Below are 19,914 nucleotides of genomic sequence, written 5' to 3' on the forward strand. Positions count from 1 at the left end.
TCATGAAAAAACTGATTTCGATTGTATTTGGTACTCGTCCTGAACTGATCAAACTTGCCCCCGTCATTTTGCTGGCTCAACAAGATGAGCGTTTTCAAGTCGAAGTGATTTTTACGGGACAGCATGATGAATTGGTACGTGATGCGATTGAGTTCTTTCAAATTAAAATAGATCACCGATTAAAAATGATGAATGCGGGACAAAGTTTAAACCAATTGTTGATTCAAGGTTTGGGTCAATTAGAAGGGATTTTTAATGACGGACAGCATCGTGATGCAATTGTGATTCAAGGTGATACCACTACGGTTCTATCGGCTGGATTGGTCGCATTTTCTATGAAAATACCTGTGGCACATGTGGAAGCTGGCTTGCGTTCTTATGATTTGGATCATCCATTTCCTGAGGAAGGAAATCGTCAATTGGTCTCAAGAGTCACCAAATGGCATTTCGCGCCAACGGAACAGTCCAAACAAAACCTGTTACAGGAACATATTTCAGCAGAGAGCATTACCGTAACAGGCAATACCGTTGTTGATGCAGTTTATCTAGGGCGTGCGTTGATTCATCAACAAGTCACGCAACAAGATCACTTACAGCAGCACGGTTTGGTCTTTCCAGAAAATGCGCGGATTGTATTGATCACAGCGCATCGTCGTGAAAATTTTGGCGAAGGCATTGAAAATATTTGTCATGCGGTTGAATATTTAGCACAACACTATCCTGATGTTCATTTTGTTTGGCCAGTGCATTTAAATCCGGCAGTACATGATGTAGTCCATGGTAAATTTTCTCACCATGCACAGGTTCATCTCGTCAAACCATTAGACTATCCAAGTCTACTTGCGGTGATTGATCGTGCCGCGTTTATTTTGACAGATTCAGGTGGCTTACAAGAAGAAAGCCCTTCGTTTAACAAGCCAGTGCTTATTTTGCGAGAAACCACAGAGCGCCCTGAGGTGGTCCAAGTGGGTGCGGGTATTTTAGTTGGCACAGATCAAGCGAAAATCATCGCAGAAGCTGAAAAATTACTTTCAGATCTGGCACATTATGCAGGTATGGCAAATGTGCCGAATCCGTTTGGGGATGGTAAAGCATCACAACGAATTTTGGATCAAATTGCTCAGGGTTAATGCGGTGATTTCGCTTTTGCACTTGAACCATATTTGAGTTTATACCACCATGCCACCACATAGACGGTCATACGGTTCATATAATGTGGGCCGTCAAAGATATACACTTTTTGCCCTTCGTAAGCTTTCAGTTGTTCAATGATTTCCCAAGGATAGGCTGAACGAAACTTTCCGTTTTTGGTGGCGCGAAAGGCTTCTAAAACAATAATTACTTTTTCTTGTCCGAATTCTTGTTGTAAGCCATCTAAGATGATTCTGGCTTGTTGAGGGGAGCGCGTGCCCACACCAACACCGTCTTGAAAGAATACGTGAGTTTGCTCAGGTAACCAACTTTTCAGCCATACATCCAAGTGTTCTGGCATAGCTTCAGCACTATAGATGCTGACCCAAAGTGGTTTGGGGAGGGTGCTCAAAGCTTGTCCTAAAATCCCTACTCCGAGCCAAGTTGGATCAGCTTCGACTGGAAAGTAATATCCTTTCAAAGGGATTATTTGGGTTTTATCAATAATTTGTTGAGAGTTTGCTGCAAGTTGAACCACTTTAGAACGCGCTTGTTTTTTGTTATATTCTCCAGCCAAGCCCAATATAATATTTTCTGCCCATGGATTTTGATTGAGCTGTTTAAGGTTGATGTTTTTTTCCCATTTGGTGAAACCGATATCATGATCGAACCAAGATTTGGTTTGTACAACAGACCATTGGGGAACAAAGGTTGATACACCCAATAAATCCCAATTTCCTGTAGGGGGCGTTGTTTTTAAATCAGGCTGCCAAAACATTCCTTCAATGTGTGGAGGCTGTGTTTCTGATTGAATCAGATGCATGCAACCTCCCAAAAGTATGAGTACTGATATGGTTAAAGCAATGATACGTTTTAAATTATTCACTCTTATTTTTAGCATTTGGTTTTTTTCGCCAGTACCAGAGCAAGATGATGAGAATCATAATAGCAGAGATAATAGAAACCAAAATAAAGAAAGAGGATTGTTGAACCAAAGGTACTTTCTGATTTCCTACAATAATTTTCTGTAAGGTAAACACTTGACCATTTTCAGTCACCAATATTTTACTGGCATTGTTTGGAATATCTCGTTGAATCTTTTCCCAATGTTGAGTGAAATTCTGAGCGCCATTAATTGAATCAGTCAGGATATCAAAACGTTGATCATTGACACTGACTAAAAATCCATGCGTTGCGGCAGGAAGATAAACCATATCTTTATGCATTAAGATTTGTTGGCGATAGATATTCGGGTTGACGTGGACATTAATCAGTTCTGGTTTCGCAGGGTCGAATTTAACAAAATTTAATGGAACTGGATCATTGGTCATCAGCATTTTTTTGGCGACTTGGCTTACGATCATTGCGATTTCCAAACTTCCGGGCTGACCATCAATCGCAATTGTTGGGTGTGTTGCGAAGGTCATGGATAGTGATGCAACCCCATTTTTCAGTTTATGCGGTAATTTAACCGTGGATTTCTTTGTATCAATCCATAAAGAACCTTTTGCTGTCGGTAAACATTGTGAATTGACGATTACAGAGTTTTCCAACTTCATACTAAAGGTTGTGTTATTGGAAATTGTCTTTGCAAAATAGTTAAATTGTCGATTGACTGGGTCTGAATCTAAGTCAGCCGTTTTTAGACTTCCAGCCAGTCCACCATCGATCCACGTGGTAATATTTGAACCTTCTAATAAACCACTTTGAACCCGAAGCGCAATCTGACCTTGTAAAATATCAGTGGGTTGCCAAACAGCAGGGAATGTAAGGAAAAGATTTTTTTCAGCTTGATTTAAACGAAAATCACTAATACCAAGATCAGCCAGCGTTTTAATTTGTTTAATTTTGGCCCAAGTTGGAGCAGCAAGTTTATCAGTTAGAAAGGTGGATGAAGTATTCAGTTGTTGCAAATAGTGAGGATTTAATAATCCATTAATTGCGGACTCTAACTTTTTAGCTTGATCATATTGGATACTTAAAATAGGAACGTCATTTTGAGCGCTGAGTTGTACTAATGTGCCATTTGGCAATGGCGTTGCTGATTTAGAAATCTCAATCAAAAAATCTGCATTTTCACCATCGGGTGGGTTTTGCTCATACCATTTGACTGGTGTAACAGAACTCCATGCACTCATTAAACGCCCGAGCATTGAAGCTTCGTTTAAATTGGCTGGATTGTATTTGAGCACACCGATAAACGGCGTTGGACGCACCACTTGTGGGTTAAATAAGGCATCAGGTAATTCTTTTAAATGATAAAGTGGGCGGTGTCGGGTGTAATCAATTCTTGAATTGCTCAAATAGGTGACTTGATCTACATCCTCACTACAAAAGGTGGTTCGATCTGCTGCTGGGGATGTTCGGGGAGAGTACTGTTGTATAATAAAATCTAAACGATGAAAGCCACTTGGTGCTGCGGGGATATCAAAGCTGATTTCGCCCGATCCGTTGAGTTGAGTGTTATATATGAGCTTATCATCATATTTCACTAATAAAGTGGTGTAATGTTCTGTTGAATAGTCACTGCTAAAACGAATACTTTGCCATTCAGAACCCTTACCGACATAAAAGAAATGTGGCTCAATGGTGTATTTGTTGGACGTGTTAATATTGTCAAATGTCCACGTATTCAATGTATCTGCAAAAGTAAATACAGGCAAAGAGAGGGCTGCACTTGCTAATAATGTTTTGAAAATGGGATGATTTAATCGGTTTTTTTTCATTTTATTTTCTCTCCTTGCTACGTTCAGTTTTATACCACTGTAGTGAATTTCCTTGTATCTTATTTTTCAGCATGTCATAAGCCGCTTTAAATACGATAAATAAGAATATTTGTGAATAGGTCACGTAAGATAAAACTGCGAAGAAATATAGTTGAGGTTTTGCTCGTTCTAAAGATAAGGTGAACCACATCTGTGCCACATACAAGCAAAACGATAACGCCCATAACAAGGTAAAGGGTCCAGGTAAAGTAATACCTGCAATACCGAGTAAGCCTAAGGTCAGGGTGATGTGACTCCAAATCAGTGCGGGAACGAATAACACATAGCACATGATGTTGTTAAAAATTTCGATGCCAATCGGAAAGGGCTTTCTTAAAGCGATTGGTAAATATTTACTGGTGACATAGAAGTTGCCTTACCTTTTGGTACATTGACAATCTTAATACACGGATAAATGGCTGCCATGCGTTCAGCAATTTCAAGCGTATCGTCTTTAGAGCCATCATTGATCAATAAAACTTCGTAAGCATGTGCAGGGTAGTCTTGTTGCGCAATGGCATGTAAGGTGTCTTCAATCACCACACCTTCGTTATAGGCTGGAATAAGCACACTCAACATCGGCCATTCGGCTGGAATGGGTAAGTTTGCTAGCTCTTTGGCTGCTTTTTTTGAGTATTTCCACGCTTGGTAACTCAGCCATGCCCAAAACGCCTGTGGAATCCAGATCCCAAGAAAGCCGAATAAGAACAGAATATCAATTGCGAGCATGTATTCTCCTCCTTCGAATCATGGCAATGCTCAAAATGAGCAGTAGTGTGCCACCTAGCAACACCGAAGCCCATGAGATCGAACTTCCAAAGCTACTGAGTAGGCTAGGAAAGTGGAGTGACAATAAATAGTCCAGTGGAATTACGACGGTACTTACCGCAATCATGAAATAGCCGAAGATGTTAGTTTCGACACCTGTGGGTGTACTGGTATATTTAATCTTATTAAAGTTCCATGATATGCCTAGCTGAGGATATTCGATATTGGTTATAGGTATGTCTGCCGGCGGGTTAATAAGAATTTGATAGCCAGTGGTTTGTGATGTGTTGGTCGTGGCTTGATAAAAAAAATGTTGATGGTGCTGAATTTTACGTGCAGGAATAGACAATTTATTCGGATCGTCTGATTGAATAATATAATTACCCGCAGGTTGTGCAATCAAGTTTTCATCCCAACCTGTTTCGATCAATGCTGCTAAAGGTCTGAGTCCGAGTGCAGTTGAAAATGTTGCTTTTGAGGCAAAATATTTTGGATGCCGCATTTGAAAGAGTGCAATCGGAATAGCACCTTCATTGACTGCTTTTTTAATTTTATAATATTCAATGATACTAAAATAATCATCTGGCAGAATGACACCAGGTTTGACGCCTTTATCAATTAATTGTTTGAAACTCTCAGACTGTAATTGATCAGCGGTAAAAATTGGCCACCACGTTTCTGGGTGGGGAAATAGTTGTGTAACCGCTTCAGGAGCTTGAACTTGTGAGTTTAATTCAGTTTTTGCAGGTTGGATAGCGCAGTGGTAATACTCTTGATAAAACTGTTGCAAAGTCGTATCTGGAAAATGCTCTGTTGCCACCAGCAAACCACAAATATTAAGAAGTACGGACATCAGGGTACCTCTCTGGCTGGTTTGAATTGAGAGAGGTACTCAGTGTGTTGTTCAATTTTCAGTTTTAAGACGGTGAGTTCTTGTAGTTGTTGAATAAAAAGGGGATGAGAATTATCCATATTGTTTTCTTCATGGATAACAATACTTTTAATTTCGCTGAGTTCTTCATTAATAAAATGATAAATCACACTGTCTCGTTCAGTCGATAATATCGCCATGATCTTATTTTGAGTTTCTTTCCAGATATCTTCACCCAACATTTCTCGAATCAGTATGGTATTGGTAATTTTGATACTGATCACTTCATAATGGTTTTTATGAGTCAGTTGCAATAACTTTTTAAGCTGATCTTGGAAGTGCTTCAGTGCAGTGAGTGGTAAAATGTCATGTTGATAATTTCGGTCATAACTTTGGATTGCACGATAGCTAGCCAATGCATTTTTAATATTATGACGTATGGCACTTAAAAAAATGGGGGCGATCGGTGCTACAAATAAGAGTAAAAGTTGACGTTCAATATAGGTTTGATTGGCCAGATCTAAAAAGAAATAGACCGCAATCGAAACAAACATGACCAAGCCCAGTATCAGCGCTTTTCCAACAGTTAAGTATGCACCCGCGATAACAAGGATCAACAGGAAGATCCAACTGCCACGATAACTTGCTGGCAACCACTCGTAAGCGACTATACCCATAAAAACTTGAGCGGAGATAATCCATAAGAGTAGTGCTGGGGCGGGATTCTTCTGCATAGTAATTTTAGTTTTATTCAGCATGTTTTGTGATCAAATTATCATTAATTTTTGGTGATTACGATAGTTTTTCTGTTATCAGGGCTTGTTGTCATTTCCTTCGCTTAATGCAGATATGCTTTGAATGTTTCGATTGCACGGACACGACTGGTTTTTAGATCGACGATCGGCGCTGGATAATTTAAGCTTTTAACTGCATTTTTAGCATAAGGTTCATGGATTGATTTGTCATCTAAACCAGCAAGCTCAGGCAGCCATTTGCGAATATAATCTCCTTGTGGATCAAATTTTTGCGATTGGCTGACTGGATTGAAGATACGGAAATAGGGCACCGCATCGGTACCTGTGGATGCACACCATTGCCATCCACCATTATTGGCAGCCAAATCGCCATCAATCAGATGTTGCATAAACCATTGTTCGCCCTTACGCCAATCAATCAGTAAATTCTTGCTTAAGAACATGGCACAAATCATGCGGACTCGATTGTGCATCCAACCTGTGGCGAGTAATTGACGCATACCTGCATCAACAATTGGAATGCCTGTTTGTCCTTGTTGCCATTTTTCGAGTCCAATTGGATCATTACGCCAGCCAATATTTTGAGTAGTAGATTTAAATGGTAAATGTTTAGAAACTTTGGGGAAATCAAACAGAATATGTTGATAAAACTCGCGCCATAACAACTCATCCAGCCATGTTTGTTGACCTTCTGATTGGATAATAAAATCACCTTGTTGTTGGCGAAATAAGGCCTGAATACATTGGCGAATTGAGATGATGCCGATATTCATATACGCCGAGAGTTGACTGGTTCCTGCTTGGGCAGGTAAGTCACGTTCATTTTTATAGTTGATCAATTTTTCATCCATAAATTGATCGAGTAAATGCAGTGCGTATGCTTCACCGATTTTCCAATTTTCTATGTATGGTTGAGGAAGTTTTGCCGTGTAGTGTTGCTGTAATGCTTCAATATCTGTTTCTTGCAGTGACGAAAAATCACAGCTAATTTGGGGTTGAGTCTCAGGCGACGGATAACATTGGGGTAACCCATGTTGTAAACGCTGATAGCAGGTTTTTTTGAATGAACCAAAAACTTGATAAGGGAGATTGGATTGATTACGTATCGAAGCGACAGGAAAAAGCGTGCGATCATTGAGTAGAATAAGATCTTTTTTATGCCGATTTAACAAGGCTTGAGTGTCATGATCACGTTTTAACTCATTTACGCCGAGCTCAATATTGGCATATACATATTGAAAATGAAGATGCTGAGATAAATTCTTGAAGAATTCAGGGATATCTTGCCAGTGTGGCACTGAGACTGTGATCAGTGGGATGTTTAATGCAGCAAGCGCTTGTTTTAGATGTTGTAATTGGCGCAAGTAAAACTCAATTTTAATCGGAGCATCATCGTGTTTTTGCCATTGTTCAGGTGACAAGATCACCAGAGCAATCGTAGGTCCTGTTTGTGTAGCATGCCAAAGGGCCGCATGATCATGAATTCTGAGATCTTGGCGAAACCAAATCAGTTGATAATTGCTTTGCATAAAGTAAGAACCACTCAATTTATTAGAAGAGGTAAGGTGTTTTTCTTATTTTATAAAAGTGAATGTGAAAAAAAAGCAAAGCCGAGGCTTTGCTTTTTGTAGTGCTAATTCATAAATGAATTAGTGGTGGTGACCACCTGCACCGTGTACGTGACCGTGATCTAATTCTTCTTGAGAAGCATCACGAATTTCTACGATTTCAACTTCAAAAGTAAGGTCTTGACCTGCAAGCGGGAAGTTTGCATCAACAAGAATGTTGTCACCTTCAATCGCTTTAACTGTTACGATCTGTACGCCGTCATCAGTTTGAGCTTGGAATTGCATACCTGGTTGGATGTTGTCTACACCTTGGAACATTTGAGCTGGAACTTCTTGCACGAGGTCAGGGTTGTATTCACCGTAACCTTCCGCAGCTGGAACGTTGACTGTGAATTTTTCGCCAACAGTTTTACCTGTAAGTGCATTTTCTAAACCAGGAATGATATTGCCTGCGCCGTGCAAATATGCAAGTGGTTCACCTTGAGATTTATCAAGTGTTTCACCCTCAGCGTTTGTTAAAGTGTAGTGGAATAAAACCACGTGGTTATTTGCAATAGCAGTCATGTTTTTAATCCATGTCATTAATTTAGGTATATATCATAAAGTGAAAAATCGTTTTTGTAGACCATTTTCCACTTTTTGAAACGATTTCGTTATAAATATGCACGAAATTAAAAATTTCAACTCAATATAGTTTAATTTTTGGACGGACACGTCTCGTGAGCAAATCTTTCATGGTCAGCATCCCTGCTTGGGTATAACCATGAATATTGGCTTGGTGTAGTCGATACAAAGAAACATACATGGTTTTGGCAATAAAACCTTGCACACTGACATCACCCAACAATTCTCCAACAGCTTGATTGCGGCTTAAAGAAACCAGTGATCCTTTGTCGTTAAAGACAAACATTGGTTGAGGTGAGCCTGATAACCGTGCTGCTAATGCATCGACCAAGAATGATGCTTGTTGACTTGCTACTTGCGCACGTGGCCCTAAAGGCGGTTGACGCGCATCTAACTGACAATGTGCACAATCACCAAAAGCGAACACATTTGGATCCGAATAGGTTTGTAGCGTTGCATAGACCATTAAACGGTTAATTTTGTCTCGTTTAAAATCAGTAAATGACTCTAGAACTTTTGGTGCTTTCACGCCAGCAGCCCATACGGTAATATCCGAATGCAGAACATGTCCATTACTAAAGTAGACATTCGACTGATCTACTTTTTGTACTTTGTGCTCCGTTAGAACCTCGATGCCCATTTTCTTGAGTTGCTTGGCGCTATGCGCTGCTGTTTTCTCATTGAGTGCAGGCAAGATGCGATCAGATGCTTCGATTAAGGTGATTTTGACTTGCTTCGGATTAATTTTCTTTAATCCATAGCGATAAAAGTTCTTGGTGGTTTCAATCAGCTCTGCCGCCAACTCAACACCAGTCGCGCCTGCACCAACGATTCCAATATTCAAGGCGCGGTCATTGGGTTGATTTTGCGCTTCGATATAAAGGTGGAATAAATCTTGTTGGAAAATGTCTGCTTGTTGACGACTGTCTAGGAAATGACAATATTCACGAACGCCTTCAGTACCAAAATCATTGGAGACCGAACCTACAGCCAGTACCAAAGTGTCATAACTTAAGCTTTGAATTTGTGGGGTGTGTTCTTTGGAGAGCTGAGGGGGAGCGAGGGTAATTTGTTTTTGATCTTTATTAACCTCAATTAAAGTACCAAGCACAAATTCAAAGTGATGCTTTTCTGCGTGAGCAAAATAATTGGTTTGTTCTTCGTGAGGGTTGATTGAGCCAGCAGCGATTTCGTGAAGGAGCGGTTTCCAGATATGGGTCAGGTTCTGATCGACTAAAGTGATTTTAGCTTTGTTACGTCGACCAAAACGTTCACCGAGTTGTGTTGCAAGCTCTAAACCACCTGCACCACCGCCCACAATCACGATATGATGTAAGGTTTTGCTCATGATTAACCTGATTATTTTTGTGAAAGGATGGGGGGATTATGCCATCCTTTTTTTATTTGTGTATGGTTAATCTTGATAAAATTAGTCGAGTTTCTATCCTTGATTTAAAGGATGAAGTTTGGCAGCTTGATTATCATTTGTTGAGAAAAACGAGAACAAGTTGGAAAACCAAGTCATGATTCTTTGAAAAAGATTGGCTTCTTCAATTTGCACATCATTTTCAATTTGTAAGCTACGAAGTAACTGATTATTTTGATAAATTGAAACCGTGGCGAGGTTCATGGCTTGGGTCAATGGTGCAGTTAAATGTTGTTGATTAAGTTCAATATTGATATGCGTATTGGTCGTTTGTAGCGGCTCGACTGGAGTGATTTGTTGATTTGTATCAAGCACCTGAATCCGTTGAGTGGCTAAATCAAAAGTATTTAAATCAATCGGTGCGGGTTGAGCATATAAAGACGTAGTCACAATGGTTGGCTGTTGTGTTTCAACTTTAAACATTTTCAAAGTTGATTTAATCACTGGAAGTTCAGCAATCAGTCTATGCTTTGGAATGACTTCCTCATCACGCGTATAAGTATAAGCCAAGTTCATTAACTTGTGTGCTACCTCAGCGCGTTTTATGGCGTTTGGCGTGCCCAGTACAACCACAATTAAACGTCGGCTATCTACATGTGAATTGAACGTAGGACGCTCTGCGGTTAAAGCTAAATTGTAGCCTGCTGCTTTGGTATAACCCGTTTTTAAGCCGTCAGAGGTCGGATCCATTTTGAGGGCAAGGTTAGTTGCACGATGGAAACGTTGATTGTAGCTAAAACTTGGCATTTTTGAATAAATCAAATAGTCCGGTGTTTTGGTGACAATGGCTTGCGCAAGCAAACTGAGATCGGCAGCAGTCGAATAATGATCGGTCATGGTGATGCCTGAGGGATTACTAAAACGAGTATCTTTCATCCCTAAAGCTTGCGCTTCTTGATTCATTCGAGCCAAAAATTGCGGCACGCTCCCTGAAATTTTTTCAGCCAGAGTTAAGGCGGCATCATTGGCAGACATGATGATCAGACCTGCTAACAATTGATCTACCGAAATTTGTTCACCTGCTTTCAAATACATTTGCGACTCATCCCACATCACTGAATTGACAACGGGTGTGGCGGTAAGCACATCTTCTTTACGTAATTTGCCTGCTTCGATTTCTTTTAAAGCAATATAAGCCACCATCATTTTGGTCAACGATGCTGGCGCACGCTGCACATGACTATTGTGTTCAGCAATAATTTGTCCTGATTGTACATCGATGATCGACCACGCCTGAGCTTCGACTGTTTCGGGCATAATATTGAGTAAATTTGCATGTGTTAGCTGAGCAAAAAGCATGCTAAGAAATAAACAGAGGGAGAGATAAAATTTCACTTAAATACCTTTTACAGCCGATCCAGTGGCATGAACGTAAGAAAAGCATGCTATGACTTTTCTGCCATAGAATCCAGCAACTTTTGCAGACAATTTCGACAACTGCGCAAGACTTTGTAAAAAAATGATAAGCTGTGAGAAATCTTTCTATTTGCTATTTTGAACTATGCTGCACTATCAAATTGAGTTCGATGATTATCGCCAACACCTCATTCATGTCACGCTTCGTTTTCTTGCCAACCCAAATCAAGAACTTTGGTTGCCAACTTGGATTCCAGGGAGTTATCTGATTCGTGAATTTTCAAAACATATCGAGTCGGTTAAAGCATCGGATGAAGCAGGACGTTTACTCAGTATTAAGAAAACCGAGAAAAATCGCTGGCGGTTATTCAATACTGACCATGAACTGATTACGGTTGAATATGATGTCTATGCATACGATTTATCGGTGCGTGGTGCTTATGTGGATCAAACGCGTGTGTATGTCAATCCAGCCTGTGTTTGTTTGGGACTTCAGGATCAAGAACAATCACCATGTGAAGTGGAACTGTTCCTACCGAATGAATTGAAGCATTTTCAGGTTGCTACAGGTTTGCCTGCGAAAAGTTTAGTCAAAGGACGTTTTACTTTAAAAGCTGAAAATTATGATCAACTGATTGATAGCCCATTTGAACTCGCTGATCAAAGTCGTTTTAGTTTTGAAGCAAATGGTATTCCACACGAGTTTGTGATTTCAGGTAAACACAGTACCAATTTGCAACGTTTACAAGCTGATATCGAAAAAATATGTCGTACTGAAATCGATATGTTTGGCTCAGCACCATTTCAAAACTATAGCTTTATGACCATGGCGACAGGCAATAGTTATGGTGGTTTGGAACATTGCAATAGTACAAGTTTGATTACCCCGCGTGATGATCTACCGAAAGTAGATGAAGCAGAAGAGCCATCTAAGGATTATCAACGTTTCTTAGGTTTATGTAGTCATGAATATTTACATTCATGGTTAGTAAAATTTATTCGCCCAGAAAACTTTGCCAATTATGATTTGCACAAAGAGGGCTATACCAGCTTACTTTGGATATTTGAAGGCTTTACCTCTTATTATGACGATCTGATTTTGTTACGTAGTGGTGTCATTTCTCAAGCATCGTATTTAGATTTATTAAAAGCGCAAATTGATCGTTATTTACAAAACCCTGGACGTTTTATTCAGTCTGTTTCTGAGTCGAGTTTTGATGCTTGGATTAAGTTCTATCGTCAGGATGAAAACTCTATTAACGCAGGCACAAGTTACTATAATAAAGGCAGCTTAGTGGCGCTTTGCCTAGATATGGGTTTGCGTTTAAGAGGTTCAAGTCTCGATGCTTTGATGCGTCGTTTATATGAAAATACGCAACAGGGAATTCAGGTCAATGATCGAACGATTTTTGAGTTATGTCATGAACTGACGGGGGATGATTGGGTTGAGCAAATTAATCATTTGATCAATACCACTGACGAACTGCCACTGGACCAATTATTGCCAGAATTTGGTTTAAATTATACGATCAAAAATGAAAAAGCACTTCCGTTTGGTTTGAAAACGGTAGATAAAGCTGAGGGCGTAGTCATACAGCAGGTTCGCCGTGACAGTACTGCGGCTCAGGCGGGATTATCTGCCAATGATGTGATTATTGCCATTGATGGTTTAAAAGCATCAGAGAAACTGCTCGCCCAATATTCGAAGCAGCAAGCTTCATTTACCGTGTTTGCTTTCCGTCGAGATGAGTTCTTGCAATTTGAGCTTCAGGGCGGAGAAAATCCACTCACCACGGTTGAATTGAAAGTTGAAGATCAAAGCAAAGTAGATGCTTGGTTGAAGGTATAAGATATAAAGAGAGAGGGGCAACCCTCTCTTTTATTCAAATGCGGAGATTGATGATCGAATAAGATGATCAATCTAGTTTTATTGGTTGTAAACGATTAGTTTCCACGATAGGTCGAATAACCATAAGGACTGATTAAAAGGGGAATATGATAGTGTTCAAGTTTTCCATCGATCATAAAAATGACGGGTACTTCTGGAAAAAATGAATTCTGATTATTGTCTTTAAACCATTCGCCTGTCTTAAAAGTTACTTTATAAACTCCTTTTTTTAATGCTGTATTTTTGGGATAAAGTTCACTAATCCGACCTTGTTGATTGGTTACGCCAGAACTTATTTCCTTCCACTTGTTTTTTTCTTGAGTTTCCAGAGTGACTTTTACGTTGGCGGAGGGAAGACCGTTTTCTAAATTGAGTACATGTACACTTAAAGGATTTTGTGCATAACACATAGAAGTAAAAACAATACCGATAAGTACGATAAAAGTTTTAATCATTTGATTGATCCAAAAATTATAAAAGTTTCCAATTTTAATCATTTGTTAAAAAAAGTAGTTTAAAAAGTGTAAATACAAGGTCGGAAAAACTGTGATGTCACAGGTTGATGTACAGTAAATGACCAAGGAAAAGGGGTTCAATCATAGACCTTAGTAGGTATTTCGTAGCGAAATGTCGTTATCACTAGATATTGCGTTGACTAGGATGCCCAGAGGACTGATACTCTCATGTTTTAATTAAGCTAACCGGTTCGCATGGGGCGAGTCTTAAACTTGCGCCTGTTATTTCTCAGCGAAATGTCGTTATTACAGGATATTGCGTTGACTGAGATATGAGCAGAACAGATATTCTCTAGTTTACTTAAGTAAACCGGTTCGCAGGGGCTAGGCCAAAAGCTCGGCTCTAAAAAACTCAATCCAACACAAGGGGCTATATATGGCTAGTGGAAAGTCAACAATCATTTACACACTGACTGACGAGGCGCCGCTATTGGCGACCTACTCGCTGCTGCCGATCATTGAGACCTTTACTAAGCCAGCGGGCATCGAGATAGTCAAAAGTGATATCTCAGTAGCCTCACGCGTGCTCTCAGAATTCTCAGACTATTTAAGCGACGAGCAAAAGGTGACGAACAACCTTGCTGAGCTTGGTCGTCTCACGCAGAATCCAGATACGAATATTATCAAACTTCCGAATATCAGTGCTTCAGTTTCTCAGTTGGTGTCATGCATTAAAGAGCTACAATCGAAGGGCTATGCAATTCCTGACTATCCAGGAAATCCAACGACTGAGGAAGAAAATGCGATCAAGGCGCGTTATGGTAAGTGTCTCGGCTCTGCTGTGAACCCAGTATTGCGTGAAGGTAACTCTGACCGTCGTGCGCCTACTGCGGTGAAGAATTATGCTAAGAAGCATCCGCATTCAATGAGCGAGTGGAAACAGTGGTCACAAACCCACGTTTCGCATATGGAACATGGTGATTTCTATCACGGCGAAAAATCGATGACACTTGATCGTGCTCGTAACGTGAAAATGGAACTGATTACTAAGAGCGGTAACAGTATTGTCCTCAAGCCAAAAGTGGCATTGCAGGATGGTGAGATCATTGATTCGATGTTCATGAGCAAGAAAGCGCTATGCGAATTCTATGAGCAAGAACTCGAAGATTGTCGTGAAGCAGGGATCTTATTCTCGTTGCACGTTAAAGCGACCATGATGAAAGTTTCTCACCCAATCGTATTCGGTCACTGCGTCAAAATTTACTATAAAGATGCCTTTGAGAAACATGGCAAATTATTCGATGAGTTAGGTATCAACGTCAATAATGGTATGGCTGGACTTTACGAGAAGATCGAGACACTACCAACATCACTACGTGAAGAAATCATTGAAGATTTACATGCTTGTCAGGAACATCGTCCTGCGCTGGCAATGGTTGATTCAGCAAAAGGGATCACCAACTTCCATTCGCCAAACGACATCATTGTCGATGCGTCTATGCCTGCGATGATTCGTGGTGGCGGTAAAATGTGGGGTGCCGATGGCAAACAGTATGACTGTAAAGCAGGGCAGAGTAAAACTTGAAGTGCGACATAAACCACCTAATTAATTTAAAGGGTTTATGGAGTATATAAAATTGTCATACCATCATCTTAACTTTGAAGATCGTACTGCATTAATGCTTGAGTCAAGAAAAGAAGGCTTTTCAGCCAGAAAATTTGCTGAACTCATTAAAAGACATCCTAGTACGATCTATCGTGAGCTTAAAAGAAATAGCATCAATGACGTTTATCAAGCTCAATATGCTTCTGATAACACCTTCGCTAGACGTAGACGTGGTCACAGAAAACTCAAAATCGATTCAATCCTCTGGAAATTTATTGTTGAAGCGATCCGTTGTTTATGGTCTCCTCAGCAAATAGCAAAGCGTTTAAAGACATTTCCTGATTTGGATCAAACAATGAATGTAAGCCATACAACGATTTATTCAACGATACGAGCATTACCAAAGGGTGAGTTGAAAAAAGACTTATTATCCTGTCTGCGTCATGAAAATAAAAAGCGAAAAGCTAACGGTGAACCTAAAAAAGATTCTATATTACAGGATATTAAAACTATTCATGAGCGCCCAGCCGAAGTTCAAGAAAGAAAAATACCGGGTCATTGGGAAGCTGATTTAATTAAAGGTAAAGACAATAAAAGTTCGATAGCAACACTTATTGAACGAAATACACGGCTCTGTATCTTGGCAACATTACCTGATGCAAAGGCAGAATCAGTGCGCAAGGCTTTAACTGAAGCTCTGAAATATTTACCTGCAGAACTGCGTAAAACGTTGACCTATGACCGTGGACGCGAGATGGCAGAACATAAAATACTTGAAGAAGATTTAGGCATAGATGTATATTTCTGTGACCCACATTCACCCTGGCAAAAAGGCACATGCGAAAATATGAATGGTTTAATTAGGCAATATTTACCTAAAGGGATTGATTTAAATCAGGCAGATCAGCATTATTTAAATCAAGTTGCCATGTCACTGAATACTCGTCCTAGAAAAGCGTTAGATTGGCTTACACCATTAGAGAAATTTGCTCAGCTTGTTGATTATCATAAGACTTTTCAAACTGTCGCACCTCATGTTTGAATTCGCCCAGTTATGCCAGAGTCTACATTTGCTCGTATCTATCAGGAAATGATCAATTTCTGTAAATGGAACGGCAACTTTGATCCAAGAACGATGGGGACTGTGCCAAACGTTGGTTTAATGGCGCAAAAGGCTGAAGAATACGGCTCGCACGACAAAACTTTCGAGATTACTGAAGCTGGTGTTGCCAACATCACTGATCTTGAAACAGGTGAAGTGTTGATGTCACAAAACGTTGAGGAAGGCGACATCTGGCGTATGTGTCAGGTGAAAGATGCACCGATTCGTGATTGGGTGAAACTTGCGGTTACGCGCGCACGTAATTCAGGCATGCCAGCAATCTTCTGGCTTGACCCGTACCGTCCGCATGAAAATGAATTGATCAAGAAAGTCGAAGAGTATCTAAAAGAGCACGATACAGAAGGACTTGATATTCAAATCATGTCTCAAGTCCGTGCGATGCGTTATACACTTGAGCGTGTAGCACGTGGTTTAGATACCATTTCAGTGACAGGTAACATTTTACGTGATTACCTCACTGACTTGTTCCCGATCATGGAATTGGGTACTTCTGCGAAAATGCTGTCGATCGTTCCGTTAATGGCGGGTGGCGGTATGTATGAAACTGGCGCAGGCGGTTCGGCACCGAAACACGTGCAGCAATTGGTCGAAGAGAACCACTTACGCTGGGACTCACTTGGTGAATTCCTTGCTTTAGCAGCGTCATTGGAAGAGATGGGGATTAAAGAAGACAATTCCCGTGCCAAGTTGTTAGCTAAAACACTTGATCAAGCAACAGATAGATTACTCGACAGTGGTAAGTCTCCGTCGCGTCGTACTGGTGAGCTTGACAACCGTGGTAGCCATTTCTATCTATCGTTATATTGGGCAGAAGCGCTTGCTGCACAGGACGAAGATGCTGAGTTGAAAGCCACATTCGCTCCACTAGCGAAGAGCTTGGCTGAAAATGAGCAGAAAATTGGTGCTGAACTTGCTGAAGTTCAAGGTAAGCCTGCTGATATTGGTGGTTACTACTTAGTTGATTTGGACAAAATCAGTAAAGTGATGCGTCCAAGTGCCACTTTCAATGCTGTTCTTGCAGCCGTTTAATGTTATTGATGTGAGCTAAGATGAGATCGCTCGTCTTACTCGCAAACAAAAAAACCAGCGCGTATGCGCTGGTTTTTTGTTTGTCACATTGAGGGAGCGAATCCTTTCTAAAAAAAAGATGCGTTTCGCATCTTTTTTTAACTGAGAAAATTAACGTGGACGACGACCACGTGGCGCTTTGGTATTTGGACGTGTCGTACCATTGGTCTTGCGACGTGGTTTTTCACTTTCATCCATTTGCCAAATGCGTGTGGTACCACCACTGGCTTTTTTCTTACCTTTAAACGGTGCTTCACCTTTTTCTTCACGCGCTTTATCTTTTGAGCGAGAAAAATGTGGTTTATTGGTCGACTTTTTCGCGAAAGAACGGCCTTCATACGGTTTATCCGCTGGCACATCCTTAAAGTCAGAATAAAGCAACGGTTCGATTTCGACTTTTTCACCCGGTTTTAAACCAAGTTTAACCAAATTGATCGAGCCAATTTGAGTACGAATCAAACGTAAAGTTGGAAAACCAACCGCAGCCGTCATACGGCGTACTTGGCGGTTACGCCCTTCACAGATTTGTAGCTCAATCCAAGTTGTTGGAATGTTGGCACGAAAGCGGACAGGTGGGGTACGTTCCCATAACCAATCTGGCTCATCAACTTTACTTGCTTTCGCAGGTAAGGTTAGACCATCCGCAAGTTCGATACCTTGACGTAGTTGCTCTAAGGCTTCTTCGGTGACATCACCATCGACTTGAGCAAGGTAGGTTTTATACTTCTTATTGCTTGGGTGGGTAATGAACTGATTTAAACCCCCATGATCGGTCAAAAACATCAGACCTTCAGAGTCTAAATCTAAACGACCTGCAATACGAAGCTCAGGATCGCTGATAAAATTTGAAACCGTTAAGTGTGCCGTATCTTCTCGGAACTGTGAAAGCACATCATAGGGCTTATTGAAGACCACTATTCTCATAAATAAATACTACTTCTAGATTATGGGGGTTGGTAAACTTATGCTTTTATTTATATGAGAAATGTTGTTATTTCTCATATAAATCTCAAAACAAACTAGATTGGATTAGACTATTTTACGCAAATAAAAAATTAAAGTATGCCAAAGAAGGCATATATTTACTTGCCAGCAACATGAGGGAGAGCCTATACAATGGGTTATCAGAAGATCGTGGTTCCTGCAGATGGTGACAAAATCACAGTGAATGCAGACCTGTCACTGAATGTTCCAAATCATCCAATCATTCCTTTTATTGAAGGCGATGGTATTGGTGTGGATATTACACCAGCAATGCAAGCAGTAGTAGATGCTGCGATTCAAAAAGCTTATTGCGGTAAGCGTTCGATTGAATGGATGGAAGTCTACTGCGGTGAAAAAGCAGACAAAATTTACGGCACATATATGCCAGAAGAAACTTTTGACGCTTTACGTGAATTCATTATATCAATTAAAGGGCCTTTAACCACCCCTGTAGGTGGTGGTATTCGTTCATTGAACGTGGCTTTACGCCAAGAATTAGATTTATACGTGTGCGTACGACCAGTACGCTGGTTCGAAGGCGTACCATCGCCAGTGCAACATCCTGAATTAACCGACATGGTGATTTTCCGTGAAAACTCGGAAGATATCTATGCAGGGATTGAATGGAAAGCTGATTCTGAAGAAGCCAAGAAAGTCATTAAATTCTTAAAAGAAGAAATGGGTGTGACCAAAATCCGTTTCTCAGAAGGCTGTGGTATCGGGATTAAACCAGTATCAAAAGAAGGCACGCAGCGTTTAGTACGTAAAGCCATTCAATTTGCCATTGATAATGATAAACCTTCAGTGACATTGGTTCACAAAGGTAACATTATGAAGTACACCGAAGGCGCGTTCAAAGAGTGGGGCTATGAGCTTGCGATGGAACGCTTTGGTGGCGAACTGCTTGATGGTGGTCCTTGGGTCAAGATCAAAAATCCTAAAACAGGCAAAGACATCATCATTAAAGATGTGATTGCAGATGCGTTCTTGCAACAAATTTTAATGCGCCCAGCCGACTATTCAGTGATTGCGACGCTGAACTTAAATGGTGACTATATCTCTGATGCACTTGCTGCCGAAGTCGGTGGTATTGGGATTGCACCGGGTGCCAACATTGGCGGTGCGATCGCAGTGTATGAAGCGACACATGGAACAGCGCCGAAGTATGCTGGTCAAGATAAAGTCAATCCCGGTTCGATCATTCTTTCTGCGGAAATGATGCTACGTGATATGGGCTGGACGGAAGCTGCGGATCTGATTATCAAAGGCGTTTCTGGTGCGATTGAAGCAAAAACTGTCACCTATGACTTTGAGCGTTTAATGCCAAATGCAACCTTGTTGCGTTGTTCGGAATTTGGTCAAGCAATAATTTCGCATATGGGCGATTAAAGCTATTTAATGATCTTCAAAGAGCGGCGATGACCGCTCTTTTTTATATTACCTACATGGAAAATGTGTGACCTAGAGGTTCAGACAAATGCTATGGGAACGTTCGAGATATAGATTTCAATGTGTTAACTTATTTG

14 protein-coding genes and 3 pseudogenes are annotated in these 19,914 nt (G+C 40.6%); 6 read left to right on the plus strand and 11 right to left on the minus strand.

Features of this window, described 5'->3' with window-relative positions; genetic code table 11:
* Positions 1–2 precede the first annotated feature (2 nt).
* Positions 3–1,130, plus strand: a complete 1,128-nt coding sequence (gene wecB, locus F991_RS07590) for a non-hydrolyzing UDP-N-acetylglucosamine 2-epimerase (RefSeq protein ID WP_004670388.1) — start codon at positions 3–5, stop codon at positions 1,128–1,130.
* Here the strand turns inward: wecB and F991_RS07595 are convergent.
* The 9 genes and pseudogenes from F991_RS07595 to F991_RS07635 form a co-directional block, all read right to left on the minus strand.
* Positions 1,127–2,032 carry an alpha-amylase family protein gene (locus tag F991_RS07595; RefSeq protein WP_081398953.1) on the minus strand — a complete coding sequence of 302 codons (906 nt, stop codon included), beginning with the start codon at positions 2,030–2,032 and terminating at the stop codon, positions 1,127–1,129. The genes wecB and F991_RS07595 overlap by 4 nt on opposite strands.
* Positions 2,010–3,857 (minus strand): hypothetical protein, encoded by a 1,848-nt coding sequence (locus tag F991_RS07600; RefSeq protein ID WP_004670392.1) that lies wholly within the window; start codon positions 3,855–3,857, stop codon positions 2,010–2,012. The genes F991_RS07595 and F991_RS07600 overlap by 23 nt, the downstream gene beginning before the upstream one ends.
* 1 nt (position 3,858) lies before the next feature.
* Positions 3,859–4,625 (minus strand): annotated as a pseudogene (locus F991_RS07605) (glycosyltransferase).
* Positions 4,612–5,517, minus strand: coding sequence for a hypothetical protein (locus F991_RS07610; protein WP_004670398.1), 906 nt, complete (start codon positions 5,515–5,517; stop codon positions 4,612–4,614). Before F991_RS07610 ends, F991_RS07605 begins: the two are co-directional and overlap by 14 nt.
* Entirely contained in the window at positions 5,517–6,269 is a 753-nt protein-coding gene (locus F991_RS07615; RefSeq protein WP_034595601.1) for a hypothetical protein, read from the minus strand. The genes F991_RS07610 and F991_RS07615 overlap by 1 nt, the downstream gene beginning before the upstream one ends.
* Positions 6,270–6,373: 104 nt before the next feature.
* Positions 6,374–7,819, minus strand: coding sequence for a cryptochrome/photolyase family protein (locus tag F991_RS07620; RefSeq protein WP_004670402.1), 1,446 nt, complete (start codon positions 7,817–7,819; stop codon positions 6,374–6,376).
* A gap of 120 nt (positions 7,820–7,939) precedes the next feature.
* Complete coding sequence (locus F991_RS07625) at positions 7,940–8,422, minus strand: FKBP-type peptidyl-prolyl cis-trans isomerase (protein ID WP_004670404.1); 483 nt, start codon at positions 8,420–8,422, stop codon at positions 7,940–7,942.
* A 121-nt stretch (positions 8,423–8,543) separates the two neighbouring features.
* Complete coding sequence (locus tag F991_RS07630) at positions 8,544–9,830, minus strand: NAD(P)/FAD-dependent oxidoreductase (protein WP_004670407.1); 1,287 nt, start codon at positions 9,828–9,830, stop codon at positions 8,544–8,546.
* Positions 9,831–9,923: 93 nt separating this feature from the next.
* Entirely contained in the window at positions 9,924–11,243 is a 1,320-nt protein-coding gene (locus F991_RS07635) for a D-alanyl-D-alanine carboxypeptidase PBP6B (protein ID WP_034595504.1), read from the minus strand.
* Between the two features lie 166 nt (positions 11,244–11,409).
* Between F991_RS07635 and F991_RS07640 the strand changes: the two genes are divergently transcribed.
* Complete coding sequence (locus tag F991_RS07640) at positions 11,410–13,113, plus strand: M61 family metallopeptidase (RefSeq protein WP_004670412.1); 1,704 nt, start codon at positions 11,410–11,412, stop codon at positions 13,111–13,113.
* A 95-nt stretch (positions 13,114–13,208) separates the two neighbouring features.
* Here the strand turns inward: F991_RS07640 and uraH are convergent, their stop codons facing one another.
* Positions 13,209–13,607 (minus strand): hydroxyisourate hydrolase, encoded by a 399-nt coding sequence (gene uraH, locus F991_RS07645; RefSeq protein ID WP_004670413.1) that lies wholly within the window; start codon positions 13,605–13,607, stop codon positions 13,209–13,211.
* A 436-nt stretch (positions 13,608–14,043) separates the two neighbouring features.
* Here uraH and F991_RS07650 point away from each other — a divergent pair.
* From F991_RS07650 to F991_RS07660, 3 genes and pseudogenes are all read left to right on the plus strand, one after another.
* Positions 14,044–15,174: pseudogene (locus tag F991_RS07650) on the plus strand (NADP-dependent isocitrate dehydrogenase); the annotation flags it as partial.
* Between the two features lie 112 nt (positions 15,175–15,286).
* Positions 15,287–16,255 carry an IS30 family transposase gene (locus F991_RS07655; RefSeq protein ID WP_081398964.1) on the plus strand — a complete coding sequence of 323 codons (969 nt, stop codon included), beginning with the start codon at positions 15,287–15,289 and terminating at the stop codon, positions 16,253–16,255.
* A gap of 3 nt (positions 16,256–16,258) precedes the next feature.
* Positions 16,259–17,365: pseudogene (locus tag F991_RS07660) on the plus strand (NADP-dependent isocitrate dehydrogenase); the annotation flags it as partial.
* A 150-nt stretch (positions 17,366–17,515) separates the two neighbouring features.
* Here the strand turns inward: F991_RS07660 and F991_RS07665 are convergent.
* Positions 17,516–18,328 (minus strand): rRNA large subunit pseudouridine synthase E, encoded by an 813-nt coding sequence (locus F991_RS07665; protein ID WP_004670416.1) that lies wholly within the window; start codon positions 18,326–18,328, stop codon positions 17,516–17,518.
* Between the two features lie 192 nt (positions 18,329–18,520).
* On the opposite strand from F991_RS07665, the gene icd reads away from it, so the two are divergent.
* Positions 18,521–19,777: an NADP-dependent isocitrate dehydrogenase gene (gene icd / locus F991_RS07670; RefSeq protein ID WP_004670417.1), complete on the plus strand. Its 1,257-nt coding sequence runs from the start codon at positions 18,521–18,523 to the stop codon at positions 19,775–19,777.
* Positions 19,778–19,914: the final 137 nt, after the last annotated feature.

The organism is Acinetobacter sp. CIP-A165, assembly GCF_000367985.1.
Classification (GTDB): domain Bacteria; phylum Pseudomonadota; class Gammaproteobacteria; order Pseudomonadales; family Moraxellaceae; genus Acinetobacter.

Coding starts and splice junctions, on each gene's coding strand:
- wecB (WP_004670388.1), top strand. CDS start 3: ATGAAAAAACTGATTTCGATTGTATTTGGTACTCGTCCTGAACTGATC.
- F991_RS07595 (WP_081398953.1), bottom strand. CDS start 2,032: ATGCTAAAAATAAGAGTGAATAATTTAAAACGTATCATTGCTTTAACC.
- F991_RS07600 (WP_004670392.1), bottom strand. CDS start 3,857: ATGAAAAAAAACCGATTAAATCATCCCATTTTCAAAACATTATTAGCA.
- F991_RS07610 (WP_004670398.1), bottom strand. CDS start 5,517: ATGTCCGTACTTCTTAATATTTGTGGTTTGCTGGTGGCAACAGAGCAT.
- F991_RS07615 (WP_034595601.1), bottom strand. CDS start 6,269: ATGCAGAAGAATCCCGCCCCAGCACTACTCTTATGGATTATCTCCGCT.
- F991_RS07620 (WP_004670402.1), bottom strand. CDS start 7,819: ATGCAAAGCAATTATCAACTGATTTGGTTTCGCCAAGATCTCAGAATT.
- F991_RS07625 (WP_004670404.1), bottom strand. CDS start 8,422: ATGACTGCTATTGCAAATAACCACGTGGTTTTATTCCACTACACTTTA.
- F991_RS07630 (WP_004670407.1), bottom strand. CDS start 9,830: ATGAGCAAAACCTTACATCATATCGTGATTGTGGGCGGTGGTGCAGGT.
- F991_RS07640 (WP_004670412.1), top strand. CDS start 11,410: ATGCTGCACTATCAAATTGAGTTCGATGATTATCGCCAACACCTCATT.
- uraH (WP_004670413.1), bottom strand. CDS start 13,607: ATGATTAAAACTTTTATCGTACTTATCGGTATTGTTTTTACTTCTATG.
- F991_RS07655 (WP_081398964.1), top strand. CDS start 15,287: ATGCTTGAGTCAAGAAAAGAAGGCTTTTCAGCCAGAAAATTTGCTGAA.
- F991_RS07665 (WP_004670416.1), bottom strand. CDS start 18,328: ATGAGAATAGTGGTCTTCAATAAGCCCTATGATGTGCTTTCACAGTTC.
- icd (WP_004670417.1), top strand. CDS start 18,521: ATGGGTTATCAGAAGATCGTGGTTCCTGCAGATGGTGACAAAATCACA.